Consider the following 15,626-nt stretch of genomic DNA (forward strand, 5'->3'; position numbering starts at 1 on the left):
GAGGGCACCCGCCAGGCCCTCGGCCGTCGTACGGACGGCGGCCCGCTCCGCCTCCGCCGTCACGGGACCGCGTCGCTCTCCTCCGTCGCGGGACGGCGCCGCTCCCGGCGGCCTCGGACGGCACAGCTCCCGGTGGCCCCAGCCGACGCCGCTCCCGGCGTCTCCCGTGTCCCCCGCGCCACGGACGCGTCCCGTACGGGGGCACGCCCCCGCGCTCCGTTCCTCAGCCGCCTGCCTGTCTGCTTGCCCGCCCACCGCGCTCGGCTCTCCGCTTCACCCTGCCCTCGGCCCACCCCGATCCCGGCGCTGAAGTAAACTATCAGGAACCCTGCCTGATAGATAGGAGGCGGGGCGGGGAGCAGGTGCTTCAGGCCAACCACCCCTGAGCGCCGCCTTTCTGGGAGGATCCCGGCATGCCCGCATCACCCAGCACCGCCCGAGCCATCAACGACCGGCTCGCCCTGCGGCTGCTGCAGCAGGAAGGGCCGCTGACGGCAGGGCGGTTGAAGCAGCTCACGGGGCTGTCGCGGCCCACCGTGGCCGACCTCGTGGAGCGCCTCACGGCCGCCGGGCTGATCGAGGTCGTGGGGGAGTCGGGGGAGCAGCGGCGTGGGCCCAACGCCCGCGTCCACGGCATCGTCGCCGACCGCGCGCATCTCGCCGCCCTCGATGTGCGCACCGAGGGCGTCTCGGTCGTCGTGGCCGATCTGATCGGTACGGAGCTGACGCGGGCGTCCGTCCCGATCGCGGACGACACCGGCACGGGCCCCGCGGTGGAGCAGGCGGTCACCCTGGTGGAGCGCGCGGCCAAGGAAGCGGGCGCCGACCGGCTGCACACGGTGGTGATCGGCGCTCCCGGCCTGATCGACCCGGTCACCGGCGAACTCCGTGACTCCAGCGGCCTGCCCGCATGGCACCGCCGCCTGGTCGCCGCCCTCGGCGAACGGCTCCCCGCCCGCGTCCTCGTCGAGAACGAGACCAACCTCGCCGCGCTCGCCGAACAGCGCGACGGTGTCGCCCGCGACCGCGACACCTTCGTCCTCCTCTGGCTGGGCCTCGGCACCGGAGCCGCCGTGGTCCTCGACGGCCGCCTCCGGCGCGGTGCCTCCGGCGGCACCGGAGAGATCGGCTTCCTCCCGGTCCCGGGCACGGCCATGGTCCCCTCGGCCGTCGACTGCGAGGGCGGCTTCCACTCCCTCGGCGGCGCGGCGGCGGTGACAGCGCTGGCCGCCGCACACGGCCTCACGGCCGAGGCCGTGCCGCACGAGCCGTACGCGGCGACGCTGGTGCGGTCGGCGGTGACCGCCCTCGCCGCGAACGGCGCGGCGGACGCGTCGCCGCCCGCGCCCGAGGCCGCCTTCCTCGACGCGCTCGCCGACCGCCTGGCCATCGGCGCGGCCTCGGTCGTCGCTGTGCTCGACCCCGGGTGTGTGGTGCTCGGGGGCGAGGTCGGGCAGGCCGGTGGGGCGGAGCTCGCCGTCAGGGTGGGGGAGCGGCTGGCGGCCATGTCACCGCTCCCGACCGAGGTGCGGGCCGGCGGCCTCGGCGGAGCCGCGGTCCTGCGCGGCGCGTTGCTCATGGCCCGGGAGGCGGCCCAGGACGACCTGTTCGGCGCGCCCGCGCGATAGGTCCGACGTTCAGTCCGCGCGGCAGCGGGACGTTCAGCAGGTCAGGTCCGGGGGAGCGGCCCTCGCACCCGGCCCCCTGCCCCCGCCCTCTACCCCGGTCCCCGCCCTCTACCCCGGCACCCACTCCCGGCTTTCACCGCTTGCCCGGCTTCGTCCCGAACCGCCGCTCCAGGTGCTCCGCGAACGTACCTTTCCCCGCGGCCCGCTCCGGCGCGAGGTGTCCGCCGTCCCGGAAGCCCCGGTAGGCCGAGCCGAACAGGGGGACGTTCAGGAGCGGGCGGCGGCGGCCGGTGGCCGTCAGGTAGGCGCGGGCCAGTTCGGGGAAGGTGAGGATCTCCGGGCCACCCAGGTCGTCCACCCGGCCGGCGGGGGCGCCCCCGGCCAGCTCCGCCAGACGGTCCGCGACCTCGGTGACGGCGACGGGCTGGTCGCTCACCCCGGCGGGGAGCATCATGACCGGCGGCTTGGAGAGAACATCGAAGAGCAGCACGAGCAGGTCGTGGAACTGGGTCGCGCGCAGGATCGTCCAGCCCAGCCCGGACCCCTCGACCAGGCGCTCGACGGCCAGCTTGGACCGGTAGTAGCCCAGCGGCACCCGATCCACACCGACGATCGAGATGTAGACCAGATGGCCCACCCCGGCCTGCTTCGCCGCCTCGATCAGGTGCTCCGCCGCCTTCTCGTCGCCTCCGCGCGGCGACGTCGCGCAGTGCACGATCGTGTCCACCCCGGCCACGGCCGCGTCCAGCCCGCTCCCGCCCGCGACGAGGTCGACGGCGTACGGCCACGCGTGCCTGCTGAGCACCCGCACCTCGTGCCCGTCCGCGCGCAACCGCTCGCCGAGAGGGCGGCCGAGAACGCCGGTGCCACCGGTCACCAGGATCGTGGTCATGCCGTCCGTCCCCTTCACGTTCTGCGCGTCGCCGTCCCGAGAACACCAGGGTGCGGGCCGGGGCCCCGGTCGGCAGTGCGGGGACCCGTCAGGGCGGGGGACCCGGCGGCGGGGCAAGGGCCGTCGTCACCGCCGCCGGGCCGTTCGAGGCGGGTACCGCGACCGCAGACTTTAAAAGGACTAGACCAAGGTGGTCAATGGGTCGAGATCCTTTCGAGTGGGGCCGCTGTGCCAGAAATTGACCCTTGGTCAGTGATAGCCGAAACGCGTCGGTGTTCGTCGGAGAAGTCCAGTGATGCCGTCTGTGAGCCACCCCACAGCGCTCACCCGCATGGGTGTCGACCGGGCGTGGCACACTGGCCCTGTACCAGAAGCAGCGCACTCCGGGGTCGGTGAAAGTCCGAACCGGCGGTTACAGTCCGCGACCCGGTCGCTTCCAGCGGCCGGTTGACCAGGTGAAATTCCTGGACCGACGGTTAAAGTCCGGATGGGAGGCAGTGCGCGGCGGGCGGGCATTCGTGCGCGCCGCCGTCTGTTTTCGGTCTGCCTCGTCGGAGGTGGGCCCGCATACGGCGTCGCCCCCTGTGCCGCTGTCCGCTCTGTCTGTCGTCTTCGACAGCCCCGGAGTCCGTGCCCCACGAGGCAGGAGGACCCGGGAAGTGTTCACCGGAATCGTCGAAGAGCTGGGTGAGGTCACCGCCGTCGAGAACCTCGGCGACTCCTCCCGCTTCCGTCTGCGCGGCGCCGTCGTCACCCAGGGGGCGAAGCACGGCGACTCCATCGCCGTCAACGGCGTCTGTCTCACGGTCGTCGAGCACGAGGACGACTGGTTCACCGCCGACGTCATGGCGGAGACGCTCGAACGCTCCAGCCTCGGCGCCCTCGCCGTCGGCTCCCGAGTCAACCTCGAACGCCCGATGGCCGTCGGTGAGCGCCTCGGCGGACACATCGTGCAGGGTCACGTCGACGGCACCGGCCAGGTCATCGAGCGCAAGCCGTCCGAGAACTGGGAGATCGTCAAGATCTCGCTCCCGGCGGACCTCACCCGGTACGTCGTCGAGAAGGGCTCCATCACCGTCGACGGCATCAGCCTCACCGTCGTCGACGCCGGCCCCGACTACTTCACCGTCAGCCTCATCCCCACCACCCTCGACCTGACCACGCTCGGCCGCAAGCAGCCCGGCGACCCGGTGAACCTGGAGGTCGACGTCATCGCCAAGTACGTCGAGCGCCTGCTGGGCAGCCAGGGGACGGCGGGCACCCCGGGAGCGGGACGGTGAACTCCCTGAACAGCGTCGCCTTCACCGCCTTCGGCCAGCAGATCCTCTGGTCGGACATGATCGGCAACGTCCTCGGACTGATCGCTCTCGCCCTCGGCGCGATCCGCTCCCTGTGGAACTGGCCCGTGCAGTTCCTCTCCGGCCTGGTCCTCTTCAGCCTCTTCGTCGGAGACCTCACCGGCAGCGCCGGCAAGCAGGTCATCGTCATGGCCGTCGCCGCGTACGGCTGGTGGCAGTGGAACCGCACCAAGGGACGGTCGGCGGACGGCGCCATCACCCCGCGCTTCGCCACCTGGCGCGAGCGCGGCTGGCTGATCGCCGGCGCCGCGCTCGGCACCCTCGCCGTCGGCGGCCTCTTCACCGCCTTCCCGACCCTGTCCTGGGACCCCTGGCCGGACGCCTACATCTTCACCGGCACCATCGTCGCCATGTACGCCCAGGCGCGCGGCATGGTCGAGTTCTGGTTCGCCTGGCTGCTCGTCGACCTCGTCGGCGTCCCCCTCAACTTCGCCAACGGATACGCGTTCTCCGGATTCGTCTACATCATCTACGGCGCGCTCGTCCTGTGGGGCATGCGCGACTGGTGGCTGCGCTCCCGCAAGCCCGCCCTGGAAGGAGCCCCCGCATGAGCACCGCGCCGATCCTCTACAGCACCGACGACGTCGAGAACTTCGGGCTCGACCCGATCGAGCAGGCCATCGCCGACATCGCGGCGGGCCGTCCCGTCGTGGTCGTCGACGACGAGAACCGCGAGAACGAGGGCGACCTCGTCATCGCCGCCGAGAAGGCCACCCCCGAGATCATCGCCTTCATGATGAGCGAGTGCCGGGGCATGATCTGCGCCCCCATGGAGGGAGACGAGCTGGACCGGCTCGAACTGCCGCAGATGGTGCAGCAGAACACCGAGTCCATGCGCACCGCCTTCACCGTCACCGTCGACGCGGGCCCGCGGCACGGCGTCACCACCGGCATCTCCGCCTCCGACCGCGCCACCACCCTGCAACTCCTGGCGAGCGGCACCGCCGAGCCCGGCGACTTCGTCCGCCCCGGCCACATCTTCCCGCTGCGCGCCCGCACCGGCGGGGTGCTCGTGCGCGACGGCCACACCGAGGCCGCCGTCGACCTCGCCCGCCTCGCGGGCCTGCGCCCGGCCGGCGCGATCGTCGAGATCGCCGGCGAGGACGGGCGCATGCTGCGCCTGCCCGAACTGATCCCGTTCGCCCGCAAGCACGGCCTGACGATCATCTCCATCGAGGACCTGATCGCCTACCGGCGCAGCTCCGAGCCCACCGTCAAGCGCGAGGCGAAGACCCAACTGCCCACCGCCTTCGGCGACTTCACGGCCTACGGCTACCGCTCCACCGTCGACGGAGTCGAGCACGTCGCCCTGGTCCACGGCGAGATCGGCGACGGCGAGGACGTCCTCGTCCGGGTCCACTCCGAATGCCTCACCGGCGACATCTTCCACTCGCTGCGCTGCGACTGCGGCCCCCAGCTGCAGACCTCGCTCCAGCGCATCGCCACCGAGGGCCGCGGCGTCGTCGTCTACCTGCGCGGCCACGAGGGACGGGGCATCGGCCTGCTGTCCAAGCTGCGCGCGTACGAACTCCAGGAGCTCGGCCGTGACACCCTCGACGCCAACCTGGAGCTCGGCCTGCCCGCCGACGCCCGGGACTACGGCGCCGGCGCCCAGATCCTCCAGGACCTCGGCGTCCGCAGCCTGCGCCTCATGACGAACAACCCCGAGAAGACCGACGCCCTCGTCCGGCACGGCCTCGCCGTCACCGACCGCGAGCCGATGCCCGTCCGCGCGGGCGAGCACAACCTCCGCTACCTGCGCACCAAGCGGGACCGGATGGGCCACGACCTGCCCTGGCTGGACACCGCCACCACGTCCACCTGCGGCAACCAGTAACACCGAAACCAGCGGCAAGACCAACGAGCAAGAGATCCAGGAACCAAGGAGCAACGTGAGCGGCAAGGGCGCACCCGAACTGTCCGTACGCAACTGCGGCGACCTGCGCGTCGCGGTCATCGCGGCCCAGTGGCACGAGAAGGTGATGGACGGCCTCGTCGAAGGCGCCCTGCGCGCTCTGCGAGACCTGGGCATCGACGAGCCGACCCTGCTGCGGGTCCCCGGCAGCTGGGAACTCCCCGTCGTCGCCAAGGTCCTGGCCGGACGCGGATACGACGCCATCGTCGCCCTCGGCGTCGTCATCCGCGGCGGCACCCCCCACTTCGAGTACGTGTGCCAGGGCGTCACCCAGGGCCTCACCCAGGTCTCCGTCGACACCGGAGTCCCCGTCGGCTTCGGCGTACTGACCTGCGACACCGAGGAGCAGGCCCTGGACCGCGCCGGCATCGAGGGCTCGAACGAGGACAAGGGCCACGAGGCGGTGACCGCGGCGGTGGCGACCGCCGCGACCCTCCGCTCAGTATCTGAACCCTGGCGCTGAGGCGCGGCCGGTTGCGCGTAGGCTGGGCCTCACCATGTCCAAGAAGACGTTCGAGGAGCTCTTCACCGAGCTCCAGCACAAGGCCGCCCAGGGCGATCCCGCCACTTCCCGCACCGCAGAACTGGTCGAGAAGGGCGTCCATGCCATCGGCAAGAAGGTCGTCGAGGAAGCCGCCGAGGTCTGGATGGCCGCCGAGTACGAGGGCAAGGAGGCAGCCGCCGAGGAGATCTCGCAGCTGCTCTACCACGTCCAGGTGATGATGGTCGCCCGCGGCATCTCCCTGGACGACGTGTACGCCCACCTCTGAGCCGTACCCCCGCACACCACCCCGTACGAAACCCGAACGTACGAAACCGAACGAAGGAAGCTGGCCTCATGCTGCGCATCGCCGTCCCCAACAAGGGTTCCCTGTCCGGCCCTGCGGGGGAGATGCTGCATGAGGCCGGCTACCTGCAGCGCCGGGAGTCCAAGGAGCTGCGGATCGTCGACCCGGCCAACGAGGTCGAGTTCTTCTACCTCCGCCCCCGCGACATCGCGATCTACGTCTCCTCCGGCCGCCTCGACATCGGCATCACCGGCCGGGACCTGCTCATCGACTCCGGCGCCAAGGCCGAGGAGATCCTCCCCCTCGGCTTCGCCCGCTCCACCTTCCGCTTCGCCTCCAAGCCGGGCACGGCCGACGGCGTGGCGGACCTCAAGGGCAAGACGGTCGCCACCTCCTACGAGGGCATCGTCGCGGGCCACCTCGCGGACAACGGCATCGACGCCTCCGTGGTCCACCTCGACGGAGCCGTCGAGACCGCCATCGAACTGGGCGTCGCCGAGGTCATCGCCGACGTCGTCGAGACCGGCACCTCCCTGCGCAACGCCGGCCTGGAGGTCTTCGGCGAGCCGATCATGAAGTCCGAGGCCGTCGTCATCCGCCGCGTCGACGCCGACACGACCTCGGAGAACGAGCCCAAGGTGCAGCAGTTCCTGCGCCGCCTCCAGGGCGTCCTCGTGGCCCGGACGTACGTGATGATGGACTACGACTGCCGCGTCGAGCAGCTGGAGAAGGCCGTCGCGCTCACCCCGGGCCTGGAGTCCCCGACCGTCTCGCCGTTGCACAACGAGGGCTGGGTCGCCGTCCGGGCCATGGTCCCGGCCAAGGAGGCCCAGCGGATCATGGACGACCTCTACGACATCGGCGCGCGGGCCATCCTGACCACCGCCATCCACGCCTGCCGCCTCTGACGGCCGGGGAGTCGCACGCCATGCCCGACCAGTCCCCCCTCCCCACGCTGCCCGTCACTTTTCGGCCGGGCCGCACCCGAGCCGTACTGCTGACCGCCGCGGGCGCGATCTTCGTGGTCATCACGGTCGTCGCGCTGCTGCTGCCCACACTCGGCCCGGGGGAGCGGCTCAGCTTCGTCTTCACGGCGGCCATGCTCGCCGGGGTGCTGTGCATGCTCTCCCGGCCCAAGGTCGTCGCCGACGAGGCCGGGGTCACCGTCGTCAACATCACCGCGCGGCGCCGGCTGGGCTGGGCCGAGATCGTGCAGGTCAACCTGCGGGTGGGCGACCCCTGGGTCTTCCTCGACCTCACCGACGGCACCAGCATGCCCGCGCTCGGCATCCAGCCGGGCATCGCCAAGCAGCGTGCCATCGAGGACGCGCGGACCCTGAGGGCGCTGGTCGAGGCCCGGTCGGTCGCCGAGCCCGAGCAGCGTCAGGGCTGACCCGGAGGCGCGTCCCGGTCGGTCCTGACCAAGATCAGGGCCGACTCGGGGCCGCCGCCCCTGCCGCACCGGCCCCTGTCTTGATTAATCTGTTGGCGGAGGCGTTTTCGTCGCGCCTCCGCCTCTGTCGTTCCACCCCGGAAGGCAGGGGCTCCCTGCTATTCGAGGAGTGACTCCCTCCAGCGATGGACGGATCGTCCTGTAGTACCTGCGCCGCCCCCTCCCGGCACACTGAGGCGGCGGCATGACCATCCCCCTGCTGCTCCTCGGAGCCGCGTTCCTGCTGATCCTCGCCAACGGCTTCTTCGTGGCCGCCGAGTTCGGCCTCGTCACGGTCGAGCGGCCGGAGGCCGAGAAAGCCGCCGCCGAGGGCGACCGCCGGGCCCACAAGGTGGTGGGCGCGCTCAAGGAGCTGTCCTTCCAGCTCTCCGGCACCCAACTCGGCATCACGATCACCTCCCTGGTCGTCGGCATGCTCGCCGAACCGGCTCTCGCGGAGATACTCCACGGCCCGTTCACCGCCATCGGCATACCCGAAGGCGCCGTGTCCGGGGTGTCCGTGGTCGTCGGCATGCTGCTGGCCTCGGCCGTGCAGATGGTGATCGGCGAACTGGTCCCCAAGAACTGGGCGGTGTCGAAGCCCATGCAGGTCGCCCGCTTCGTCGCGGGTCCCCAGCACGTCTTCTCCCGTCTCTTCCGCCCGGTCATCGCCGCTCTCAACGCGGTCGCCAACCGCCTGGTCCGCGCCTTCGGCGTCGAGCCCACCGACGAGCTGGCCTCCGCCCGCACCCCCGGCGAACTGGTCTCCCTCGCCCGGCACTCGGCCCAGGCCGGCGCCCTGGAACAGGACACGGCCGACCTCTTCGTCCGCACCCTCTCCCTGGGTGACCTGACCGCGGAGAACGTGATGACACCGCGGGTCAAGGTCAGCGCCCTGCAGTCCTCGGCCACCGCCGAGGACGTGGTCAACCTGACCCGCGCCACCGGCCTCTCCCGCTTCCCCGTCTACCGGGAGCGGATCGACGAGATCGTCGGCATGGCGCACCTCAAGGACGCCCTCGCGATCCCCGCCCACGAACGACTGCACACCCCGGTCGGCCGGATCGCCAGGACCCCGCTGCTCGTCCCCGAGTCACTGCCCGTGCAGCCGTTGCTGGCCCGGCTGCGCAGCGAGCAGCCCATCGCCGTCGTCGTCGACGAGTACGGCGGTACGGCCGGGGTGGTGACCCTGGAGGACATCGTCGAGGAACTGGTCGGCGAGGTGCGCGACGAACACGACGTGCACGAGCGGCCCGAACTCGCCGCCGCCCCGCCCGAGGACGGCCGCCTTGCCTGGGACGCCGACGGCAGTTGCCGCGTCGACGTGCTCCAGCGCATCGGTCTCGACGTCCCGGAGGGCCCGTACGAGACGGTCGCCGGCCTGGTCGCCGACCTGCTCGGCCGTATCCCGGCCCCCGGCGACCACGCCGAGCTGCCCGGCTGGCGGCTGGCGGTGCGCCAGGTCGGCCACTACCGCGCGGAGCGCGTCCGCCTCGTCCGCACCACACCCGGCACGGACCCCGTCCACGGCCGGGAGGCGGCAGCCCGCGGCAAGGACACCGCCCCCGCCGCGGAGGCGGCCGACGTGAAGGCGACCATCCCCGTCACGGAAGCGGCCCGCTTCCCGGGCATCACCCCCGCCACAGACGCCGCCTCGGCCGTGGAGGCAACCCGATGAGCATGTTCCAACTCCTGTTCGCCCTGCTCCTGGTGCTCGCCAACGGCTTCTTCGTCGGCGCAGAGTTCGCCCTGGTCTCCGTCCGCCGCAGCCAGATCGAACCCCTCGGGACCACCCGGTCCCGCCAGGTCCTCTACGGCCTGGAGAACCTGCCCCAGATGATGGCGGCCGCCCAGTTCGGCATCACCGTCTGCTCATTGACGCTGGGCGCGGTGGCCGAACCGACGGTGGCCCGGCTGCTGGAACCGGTCTTCGAGGCGATCCACCTCCCGCACGGCATGATCCACCCCCTGGGCTACGTCATCGCGCTGGCCGTGGTCGTCTTCCTGCACCTCGTCATCGGCGAGATGCTGCCCAAGAACCTGGCGATGGCGGCGCCGGAGAAGACGGCCCTGTGGCTGAGCCCGGCACTGGTGGCCTTCGCGCGGCTGTGCAAGCCCGTCACCGCCGGTCTCGGTGCCTGCGCCCGCGTGGTCCTCAGGCTCTTCCACGTCGAGCCCAAGGACGAGGTCGAGGCCGTCTTCACCAGCGTCCAGCTGGGCAGGCTGGTCGAGGACTCCGGTCAGGCCGGGCTGCTCGACCCCGAGGAGCAGGAGCGGCTGGAGGACGCGCTGGAGCTGGGCTCCCGCCCGGTGACGGACGTGCTGCTCAAGCGGGACACCCTGGTGACGGTGGCCCCCTCGGTGACGCCCGCGCAGATCGTGGCGCTGACCGCCCGCACGGGCTACTCCCGCTTCCCGGTGGTCGCGGAGAACGGTGCCTTCATGGGCCGCTACCTCCACGTCAAGGACGTCCTGGACCTGGAGGACTCCGACCGTGCCGTTCCCCAGCAGATCTGGCGGCCCATGACCACCCTCCGCGCGGAGCTGCCGCTGGACGACGCGCTGACGGTCATGCGGCGGGCCGCCACGCATCTGGCGCAGGTGGCCGACGCGTCCGGCAAGGTACTCGGTCTGGCGGCACTGGAGGACGTCCTGGAACTGCTGGTGGGAGAGGTCCGGGACCCGGCCCACCGGGAGGTCCCCCCGGCCCGGGTGACAGAGCCAAGGCTCAGCGAACCCCCGCAGCAGGCCCTCGCCAGCTGATTCCCGCCCCCGCCGCCCCTACCCGTCCCTCCCCCACTCTCGGCTTCGCTCGAGCGGGAGGTGCCCCCATCCAGGGGCTGCGCCCCTTCGACCCCGCTCGCTTGTCGGTCGTCCGCGGGTCGGTGGGGCTTCTCGCGCAGTTCCCCGCGCCCCTTTTCAGGGGCGCGGGGAACTGCGCGAACGGGGTCCGGGGCGGAGCCCCGAGTCTTTGACGCGGGTGTCCAAGGGGCGCGCAGCCCCTGCGATGGGCCGGGTAGGGGCGGGGGCGAGAAAGACTCACATCGCCGAAGGTTCTCCGGGCCCCCGCCCCGACAACACCTCCCCGTACGCCTGCATCAGATCCGGCAACCGCAACGTCGACAGATCATCCCGCGTGGGAATCGACGGATACCCCGACAACCGCAGGTCCCGGTACGCACAACTCTTCTCGTACAACGTCCGCAGGAACCGCCCGTTCCCGAGCTCGTCGATCCACCCCTGCTCCACGACATGCCCGGAGATGGACCGCAACTCGTCGAGCGCCTCCTCGTCCCACACGTCCCCGTTCTCCGCCGCGAGCACCTCCCCGATGGAGGTCAGCTCCAACGGCCGGTACGAGGGAAAGTCGACCCGCGTCGTGAACCGGGACGACAGCCCGGGGTTCGCCGCCAGCAGCCGGTCCATTCCCTCCGGATAGCCGGCCAGGATCACGACCAGATGGTCCCGGTTGTCCTCGGCCCGCTTCAACAGCACCTGAAGCGCCTCGTCCCCGTACGCGTCCCCCTTGCCGTACCCGGAGTTGGACAGGGAGTAGGCCTCGTCGACGAACAGCACCCCGCCGATCGCGGAGTCGATCAGCTCGTTGGCCTTCACGGCGGTCTGTCCGAGGTACTCGCCCACCAGATCCGCACGCTGCGCCTCGACGAGGTGATCGCCGCCGAGCAGCCCGAGCGCGTAGAAGACACGGCCCAGTATTCGTGCCACGGTCGTCTTCCCGGTCCCCGAGGGCCCGGAGAAGACGAAATGCCGCTTGGGCGGCTGCACGGGCAGCCCCTGCCCGGCCCGCAACCGCGCCATGTTCAGCTGCGCGGACAACGCCTTGACCTGCCGCTTCACCGGCTCCAGGCCGACCATCCGCTCCAGCTCGGCCAGCGCCTCCTCCAACAGCTCCGGATCCGTCGGCCCCGCCGGCAGGGACAGCGGCTCCACCGGCACCACGGCGGACTTCTCCCGTACGAAGGTGTCGCCGGCCTCGGGCGGCAGCCCGCCCGAGGCCGGCGGCCCGGGATCGGACACCTTCAGGTCCCGGCCCTCGGCGTCGAAGAACGGCTCCAGCCCGTCGGCGTCGAGCACGTCCTGCCCGATCCCGGCGAGCGAGATCGCGGCGAAGTCGCTCGCGTCGTCGTCGTACCCGTCCCCCTCGGCGATCGCGGCCAACCGGGCGGAGGTGTCCATGAAGGCGGGGTCGACCCGGTGCACGGCCCGGTACAGCGGCAGCGCGGCCGCGCTGCGCCCCGTGCCCTCATGGGCGCGGGCCAGCCAGTACCGCAGCTCCTTGCGCTGCGGCTGCTCGCTGCGACAGCGCATCAGCGCCGCGGAGAGCAGTGGCTCGGCCTGTCCGTACGTCTCCAGCCGCACCCTGGCCATCCCGCCGAACAGCCCTGCCTCGATGCCCAGCAGGGGATCGTCGAGCAGCGGATCGGTGTGCCGGACCAGTTGCTCCCAGTCCTTGACCAGATAGGCGCGGCAGGCGTGCAGAAAACGCACCTGGTGGTCCGCGTCGACCGGCGGCAGCCCGGCGAGCGCCCGGTCCAGCTCGGGCACATGACGTCCGTCCAGCCAGTGCGAGGCGTGCGCGAGGAGCAGATCACGCGGGCTCTCCAGCACCGGCTGCACCCACCAGCCCAGCCAGTACCAGGAGTTGAGGGTGCGACGGTGCCGGGTGCGCTGCTCCCCGAAGCGTTCCCGGTGCCGGAACATGCGCAGCAGCGCGGTCGTCGTGTCCACCCGAAGCGCGTGCAGCCCGAGCCAGCCGTCCGCCATGCCCGGATCCATCCGCACCGCGGCGCGGAACTCCTCCTCCGCCTGCGGATAGGCGCCCATGGTGTAGGCGTCCACGCCTCGCAGCCAGGCGAGGTCGGCCGGGGCCTCGGGGCCCCGCGAGCCGAAGTCCATCACGTCCCCCACAAACCGTGCCCCCGCTGGAAACCGAACGGGCCGGTGCCCGTCGGCAGCCTTCGTCGAACCGCTGTGCCGCGGACGGGAGTTGCGCCGGTGCGTTGCTGCAGCCGTCCGAAGGTCGCACCTTGGGCATCGTACCTGCGGGTCGGGCGCCCTTCGAAGGGTGCCGCACCCCTCGTCCCGCGAGGTGGGAGCAGACGGGGCGCATTGCGGACGGTGACCGAGGGTGAAGGAATCGTGTCCCTCAGGCTTCCGAAAAGCCGCGAAGAAGGCAGAACGAAGCCCCCGATCACGGGGGAACAACCGGGGGCTTCGCGTATTCGGGCGGTGTCGATCGACCGCACATTGAGAACGTAAGACCTGTACGGCCCCTCGGTCAAGCCGAGTTGGGGCCCTCGGGCAACTTCTCGGACAGCTGTCTTCACGAGTTCAGCACATTGCGGATGGCCCGTCACCCTGAGTGAGATGCGGCGCCGATACGGGAGTCGTCGGGGGCCCCGTGAGCACCTCGTACCCCGTGTTTCCCGGCCGAATCAGGAGATCGGCGAACGGCCGAGAAGGATCCTCGGCGAAATGCCGACGCTCCGCCCGGACCCAGCCGGCCCAGAAGTCGTCCTGCTCCACCCCGTCCCGAGCCCGCCCCCGCGCCCAGGCATCCCCTTCCGCCACTTCCATCCACACCAGCCACGCCAGAAACGGCCGCAACACCCGTCGGCCCGCCCCCACTCCTTCGACGACGACCACCGGCGCGCTCGGCAGCACACGCGCCGGGCCGAAGCCGCGTGCACGCCAGTCGTAGGGGGTGTACCGCGCGCTCCGCCCGTGGCGCAGTGGCTCGATCACCTGGTCCAGCAGGCGATCCGTCCATGCGAACAGCTCCTCGTGTGTCGCGATGTCGTCGAGGTGCAGCACCGGGGCGCCGCCGAGCGCGTCCGCCAGCCGTCCGGCGAAGGTGCTCTTCCCGGAACCGGCGTGCCCGTCGACCGCCACCAGCCGGACCGGGCCGCAGGAGGGCGGCAGCCGCCGCAGCCGCGCGGCGAGGTCGTCGACGGCCGGGTCCACGGAAGCGGGGGAGTCGTGCATACGTGGATTGAACACCGTGCCGCGCGGTCGCGGATACGCCACTGGTGTCGACCAATATTGGCGGGCGTGGCGCGGCGCGAGGTGCTGGCAGAACTCGTTCCCCGGCGTCCATAGTGGGCGAACAGCCGTGCGTCTGAACCGTTCCATCCGGACCACTGGGGGTCACCCGCAGATGACGAGCCTCTCCGAGCCGTCCCGCAGGACCGTCCTGACCGCAGCCGTCGCCACCGCAGCCACCGCAGCCGCCGCGGCGGCCGCGGGAGCGGCGGGTCAGGCGGTCGCAGACACCACGAGCGGCCGGGGCGAGGCCCCCGGCCGCCCCACGCGAGCACCGGAACGTTTCACCGACTTCCGGGCCTGGACCTCGTACGCCGACTGGTGCTCGGGCAGCGCCCGGGGCACCCTGGCGAAGGCGGGGGCGCGGCCGGGCCTGGTGATCGACACGCCGCTCGGGACCATCGACTACACCGACCCGCACACCGGGCGTACGGCCGCGTGGGAGTACGGGACCTGGACCTCGCCGGTCCACCGGCTCACGGTGCCCGCCACCGAGGCCGTCGCGTCCTGGAACGCGCACACCCCCGAGGGCACCTGGATCGGGATCGAGCTCAAGGGCACGTACTCCGACGGCACCGACACGCCCTGGTACGTGCTCGGCAGGTGGGCGTCCGGGGACCGGGACATCAGGCGGACGTCCGTCGACGGCCAGAAGGACGGCAGGAGCAGTGTCTGGACGGACACCTTCGCGATCGACGACCCGGCGACGGGCCTGCGCCTGGCCTCCTACCGGCTGCGCCTGACGCTCTACCGCACGCCCGGTACCCGGCTCACCCCCACGGTCTGGCGGCTCGGCGCGATGGGCTCCGACGTCCCCGACCGCTTCACCGTTCCCGCCTCGACGCCCGGACTCGCACGAGAGCTGGACGTCCCGCGCTACTCGCAGGAGATCCACAAGGGTCAGTACCCCGAGTACGACAACGGCGGCGAGGCCTGGTGCAGCCCCACCTCCTCCCAGATGGTCATGGAGTTCTGGGGCAGGAAGCCCACCGCCGCCGACCTGGCCTGGGTCGATCCGGCGTTCGCGGACCCGCAGGTGTGCCACGCGGCGCGGTTCACCTTCGACTACCAGTACGAGGGCTGCGGCAACTGGCCCTTCAACGCCGCCTACGCCGCCACCTACCGGGATCTCCAGGGCGTGGTGACCCGGCTGGGCTCGCTCACCGACCTGGAGACACTGATCGGGGCGGGCATCCCGGCGATCACCTCCCAGTCGTTCCTCGCGGAGGAGCTGACGGGGGCGGGCTACGGCACGGCCGGGCATCTGATGACGGTGATCGGCTTCACGGCCGAGGGCGACGTCATCGCCAACGACCCGAACTCGCCGACCAACGAGGCGGTGCGCCGGGTCTACCGGCGGCGCGAGTGGGAGAACATCTGGCTGCGGACCAAGCGGTACAACGCCGCCGGCAAGGTCGTCTCCGGCACCGGCGGCGTCTGTTATGTGTACTTCCCGGCGCGTCCCACGGCCCGCCAGCGCGCGGCGCTCTCGGCGGTGGGCATCCACTGACGCGGCAGGTCAGGTGCGGCGCGGCTCCCGGGCGACCGGG

14 protein-coding genes and 1 riboswitch are annotated in these 15,626 nt (G+C 71.6%); of the genes, 11 read left to right on the forward strand and 3 right to left on the reverse strand.

Annotation, left to right across the window (positions count from 1 at the left end):
- Nucleotides 1–413 precede the first annotated feature (413 nt).
- Nucleotides 414–1,628 (forward strand): ROK family transcriptional regulator, encoded by a 1,215-nt coding sequence (locus GWK25_RS16805; protein WP_215451015.1) that lies wholly within the window; start codon nucleotides 414–416, stop codon nucleotides 1,626–1,628.
- 133 nt (nucleotides 1,629–1,761) lie between these two features.
- Here the strand turns inward: GWK25_RS16805 and GWK25_RS16810 are convergent, their stop codons facing one another.
- Nucleotides 1,762–2,520: an SDR family oxidoreductase gene (locus GWK25_RS16810; protein WP_215451016.1), complete on the reverse strand. Its 759-nt coding sequence runs from the start codon at nucleotides 2,518–2,520 to the stop codon at nucleotides 1,762–1,764.
- A 374-nt stretch (nucleotides 2,521–2,894) separates the two neighbouring features.
- Nucleotides 2,895–3,025: riboswitch (FMN riboswitch) on the forward strand.
- Nucleotides 3,026–3,179: 154 nt separating this feature from the next.
- Between GWK25_RS16810 and GWK25_RS16815 the strand changes: the two genes are divergently transcribed.
- The 9 genes from GWK25_RS16815 (at nucleotide 3,180) to GWK25_RS16855 (ending at nucleotide 10,776) form a co-directional block, all read left to right on the forward strand.
- The gene (locus GWK25_RS16815; protein ID WP_184896457.1) at nucleotides 3,180–3,800 is read left to right on the forward strand and encodes a riboflavin synthase; all 621 of its coding nucleotides are present in this window, start codon (nucleotides 3,180–3,182) and stop codon (nucleotides 3,798–3,800) included.
- Nucleotides 3,797–4,429: a nicotinamide mononucleotide transporter family protein gene (locus GWK25_RS16820; protein ID WP_215451017.1), complete on the forward strand. Its 633-nt coding sequence runs from the start codon at nucleotides 3,797–3,799 to the stop codon at nucleotides 4,427–4,429. Before GWK25_RS16815 ends, GWK25_RS16820 begins: the two co-directional genes overlap by 4 nt.
- Nucleotides 4,426–5,715 carry a bifunctional 3,4-dihydroxy-2-butanone-4-phosphate synthase/GTP cyclohydrolase II gene (locus GWK25_RS16825; protein ID WP_215451018.1) on the forward strand — a complete coding sequence of 430 codons (1,290 nt, stop codon included), beginning with the start codon at nucleotides 4,426–4,428 and terminating at the stop codon, nucleotides 5,713–5,715. Before GWK25_RS16820 ends, GWK25_RS16825 begins: the two co-directional genes overlap by 4 nt.
- 55 nt (nucleotides 5,716–5,770) lie before the next feature.
- Nucleotides 5,771–6,256: a 6,7-dimethyl-8-ribityllumazine synthase gene (gene ribH, locus GWK25_RS16830; protein ID WP_033532534.1), complete on the forward strand. Its 486-nt coding sequence runs from the start codon at nucleotides 5,771–5,773 to the stop codon at nucleotides 6,254–6,256.
- Between the two features lie 34 nt (nucleotides 6,257–6,290).
- Nucleotides 6,291–6,563 (forward strand): phosphoribosyl-ATP diphosphatase, encoded by a 273-nt coding sequence (locus tag GWK25_RS16835; protein ID WP_003988914.1) that lies wholly within the window; start codon nucleotides 6,291–6,293, stop codon nucleotides 6,561–6,563.
- Between the two features lie 68 nt (nucleotides 6,564–6,631).
- The gene (gene hisG, locus GWK25_RS16840) at nucleotides 6,632–7,489 is read left to right on the forward strand and encodes an ATP phosphoribosyltransferase (RefSeq protein ID WP_215451019.1); all 858 of its coding nucleotides are present in this window, start codon (nucleotides 6,632–6,634) and stop codon (nucleotides 7,487–7,489) included.
- Nucleotides 7,490–7,509: 20 nt separating this feature from the next.
- Complete coding sequence (locus GWK25_RS16845) at nucleotides 7,510–7,974, forward strand: PH domain-containing protein (RefSeq protein ID WP_215451020.1); 465 nt, start codon at nucleotides 7,510–7,512, stop codon at nucleotides 7,972–7,974.
- A 244-nt stretch (nucleotides 7,975–8,218) separates the two neighbouring features.
- Nucleotides 8,219–9,691 carry a hemolysin family protein gene (locus GWK25_RS16850; RefSeq protein ID WP_251828888.1) on the forward strand — a complete coding sequence of 491 codons (1,473 nt, stop codon included), beginning with the start codon at nucleotides 8,219–8,221 and terminating at the stop codon, nucleotides 9,689–9,691.
- Entirely contained in the window at nucleotides 9,688–10,776 is a 1,089-nt protein-coding gene (locus GWK25_RS16855) for a hemolysin family protein (RefSeq protein ID WP_215451021.1), read from the forward strand. The genes GWK25_RS16850 and GWK25_RS16855 overlap by 4 nt, the downstream gene beginning before the upstream one ends.
- 276 nt (nucleotides 10,777–11,052) lie before the next feature.
- Here the strand turns inward: GWK25_RS16855 and GWK25_RS16860 are convergent, their stop codons facing one another.
- Together GWK25_RS16860 and GWK25_RS16865 are read right to left on the reverse strand one after the other, a co-directional pair.
- Nucleotides 11,053–12,930, reverse strand: coding sequence for an AAA family ATPase (locus tag GWK25_RS16860; protein ID WP_215451022.1), 1,878 nt, complete (start codon nucleotides 12,928–12,930; stop codon nucleotides 11,053–11,055).
- Nucleotides 12,931–13,365: 435 nt separating this feature from the next.
- Entirely contained in the window at nucleotides 13,366–14,019 is a 654-nt protein-coding gene (locus tag GWK25_RS16865; protein WP_215451023.1) for a uridine kinase, read from the reverse strand.
- Nucleotides 14,020–14,191: 172 nt separating this feature from the next.
- Here GWK25_RS16865 and GWK25_RS16870 point away from each other — a divergent pair, with 172 nt between their 5' ends.
- On the forward strand, nucleotides 14,192–15,586 hold the full coding sequence (locus GWK25_RS16870; RefSeq protein ID WP_215451024.1) for a peptidase C39 family protein: 1,395 nt from the start codon (nucleotides 14,192–14,194) through the stop codon (nucleotides 15,584–15,586).
- The last annotated feature ends 40 nt before the right edge of the window (nucleotides 15,587–15,626 follow it).

It is taken from the genome of Streptomyces sp. ATCC 21386 (genome assembly GCF_018728545.1).
Taxonomy (GTDB): Bacteria; Actinomycetota; Actinomycetes; order Streptomycetales; family Streptomycetaceae; genus Streptomyces.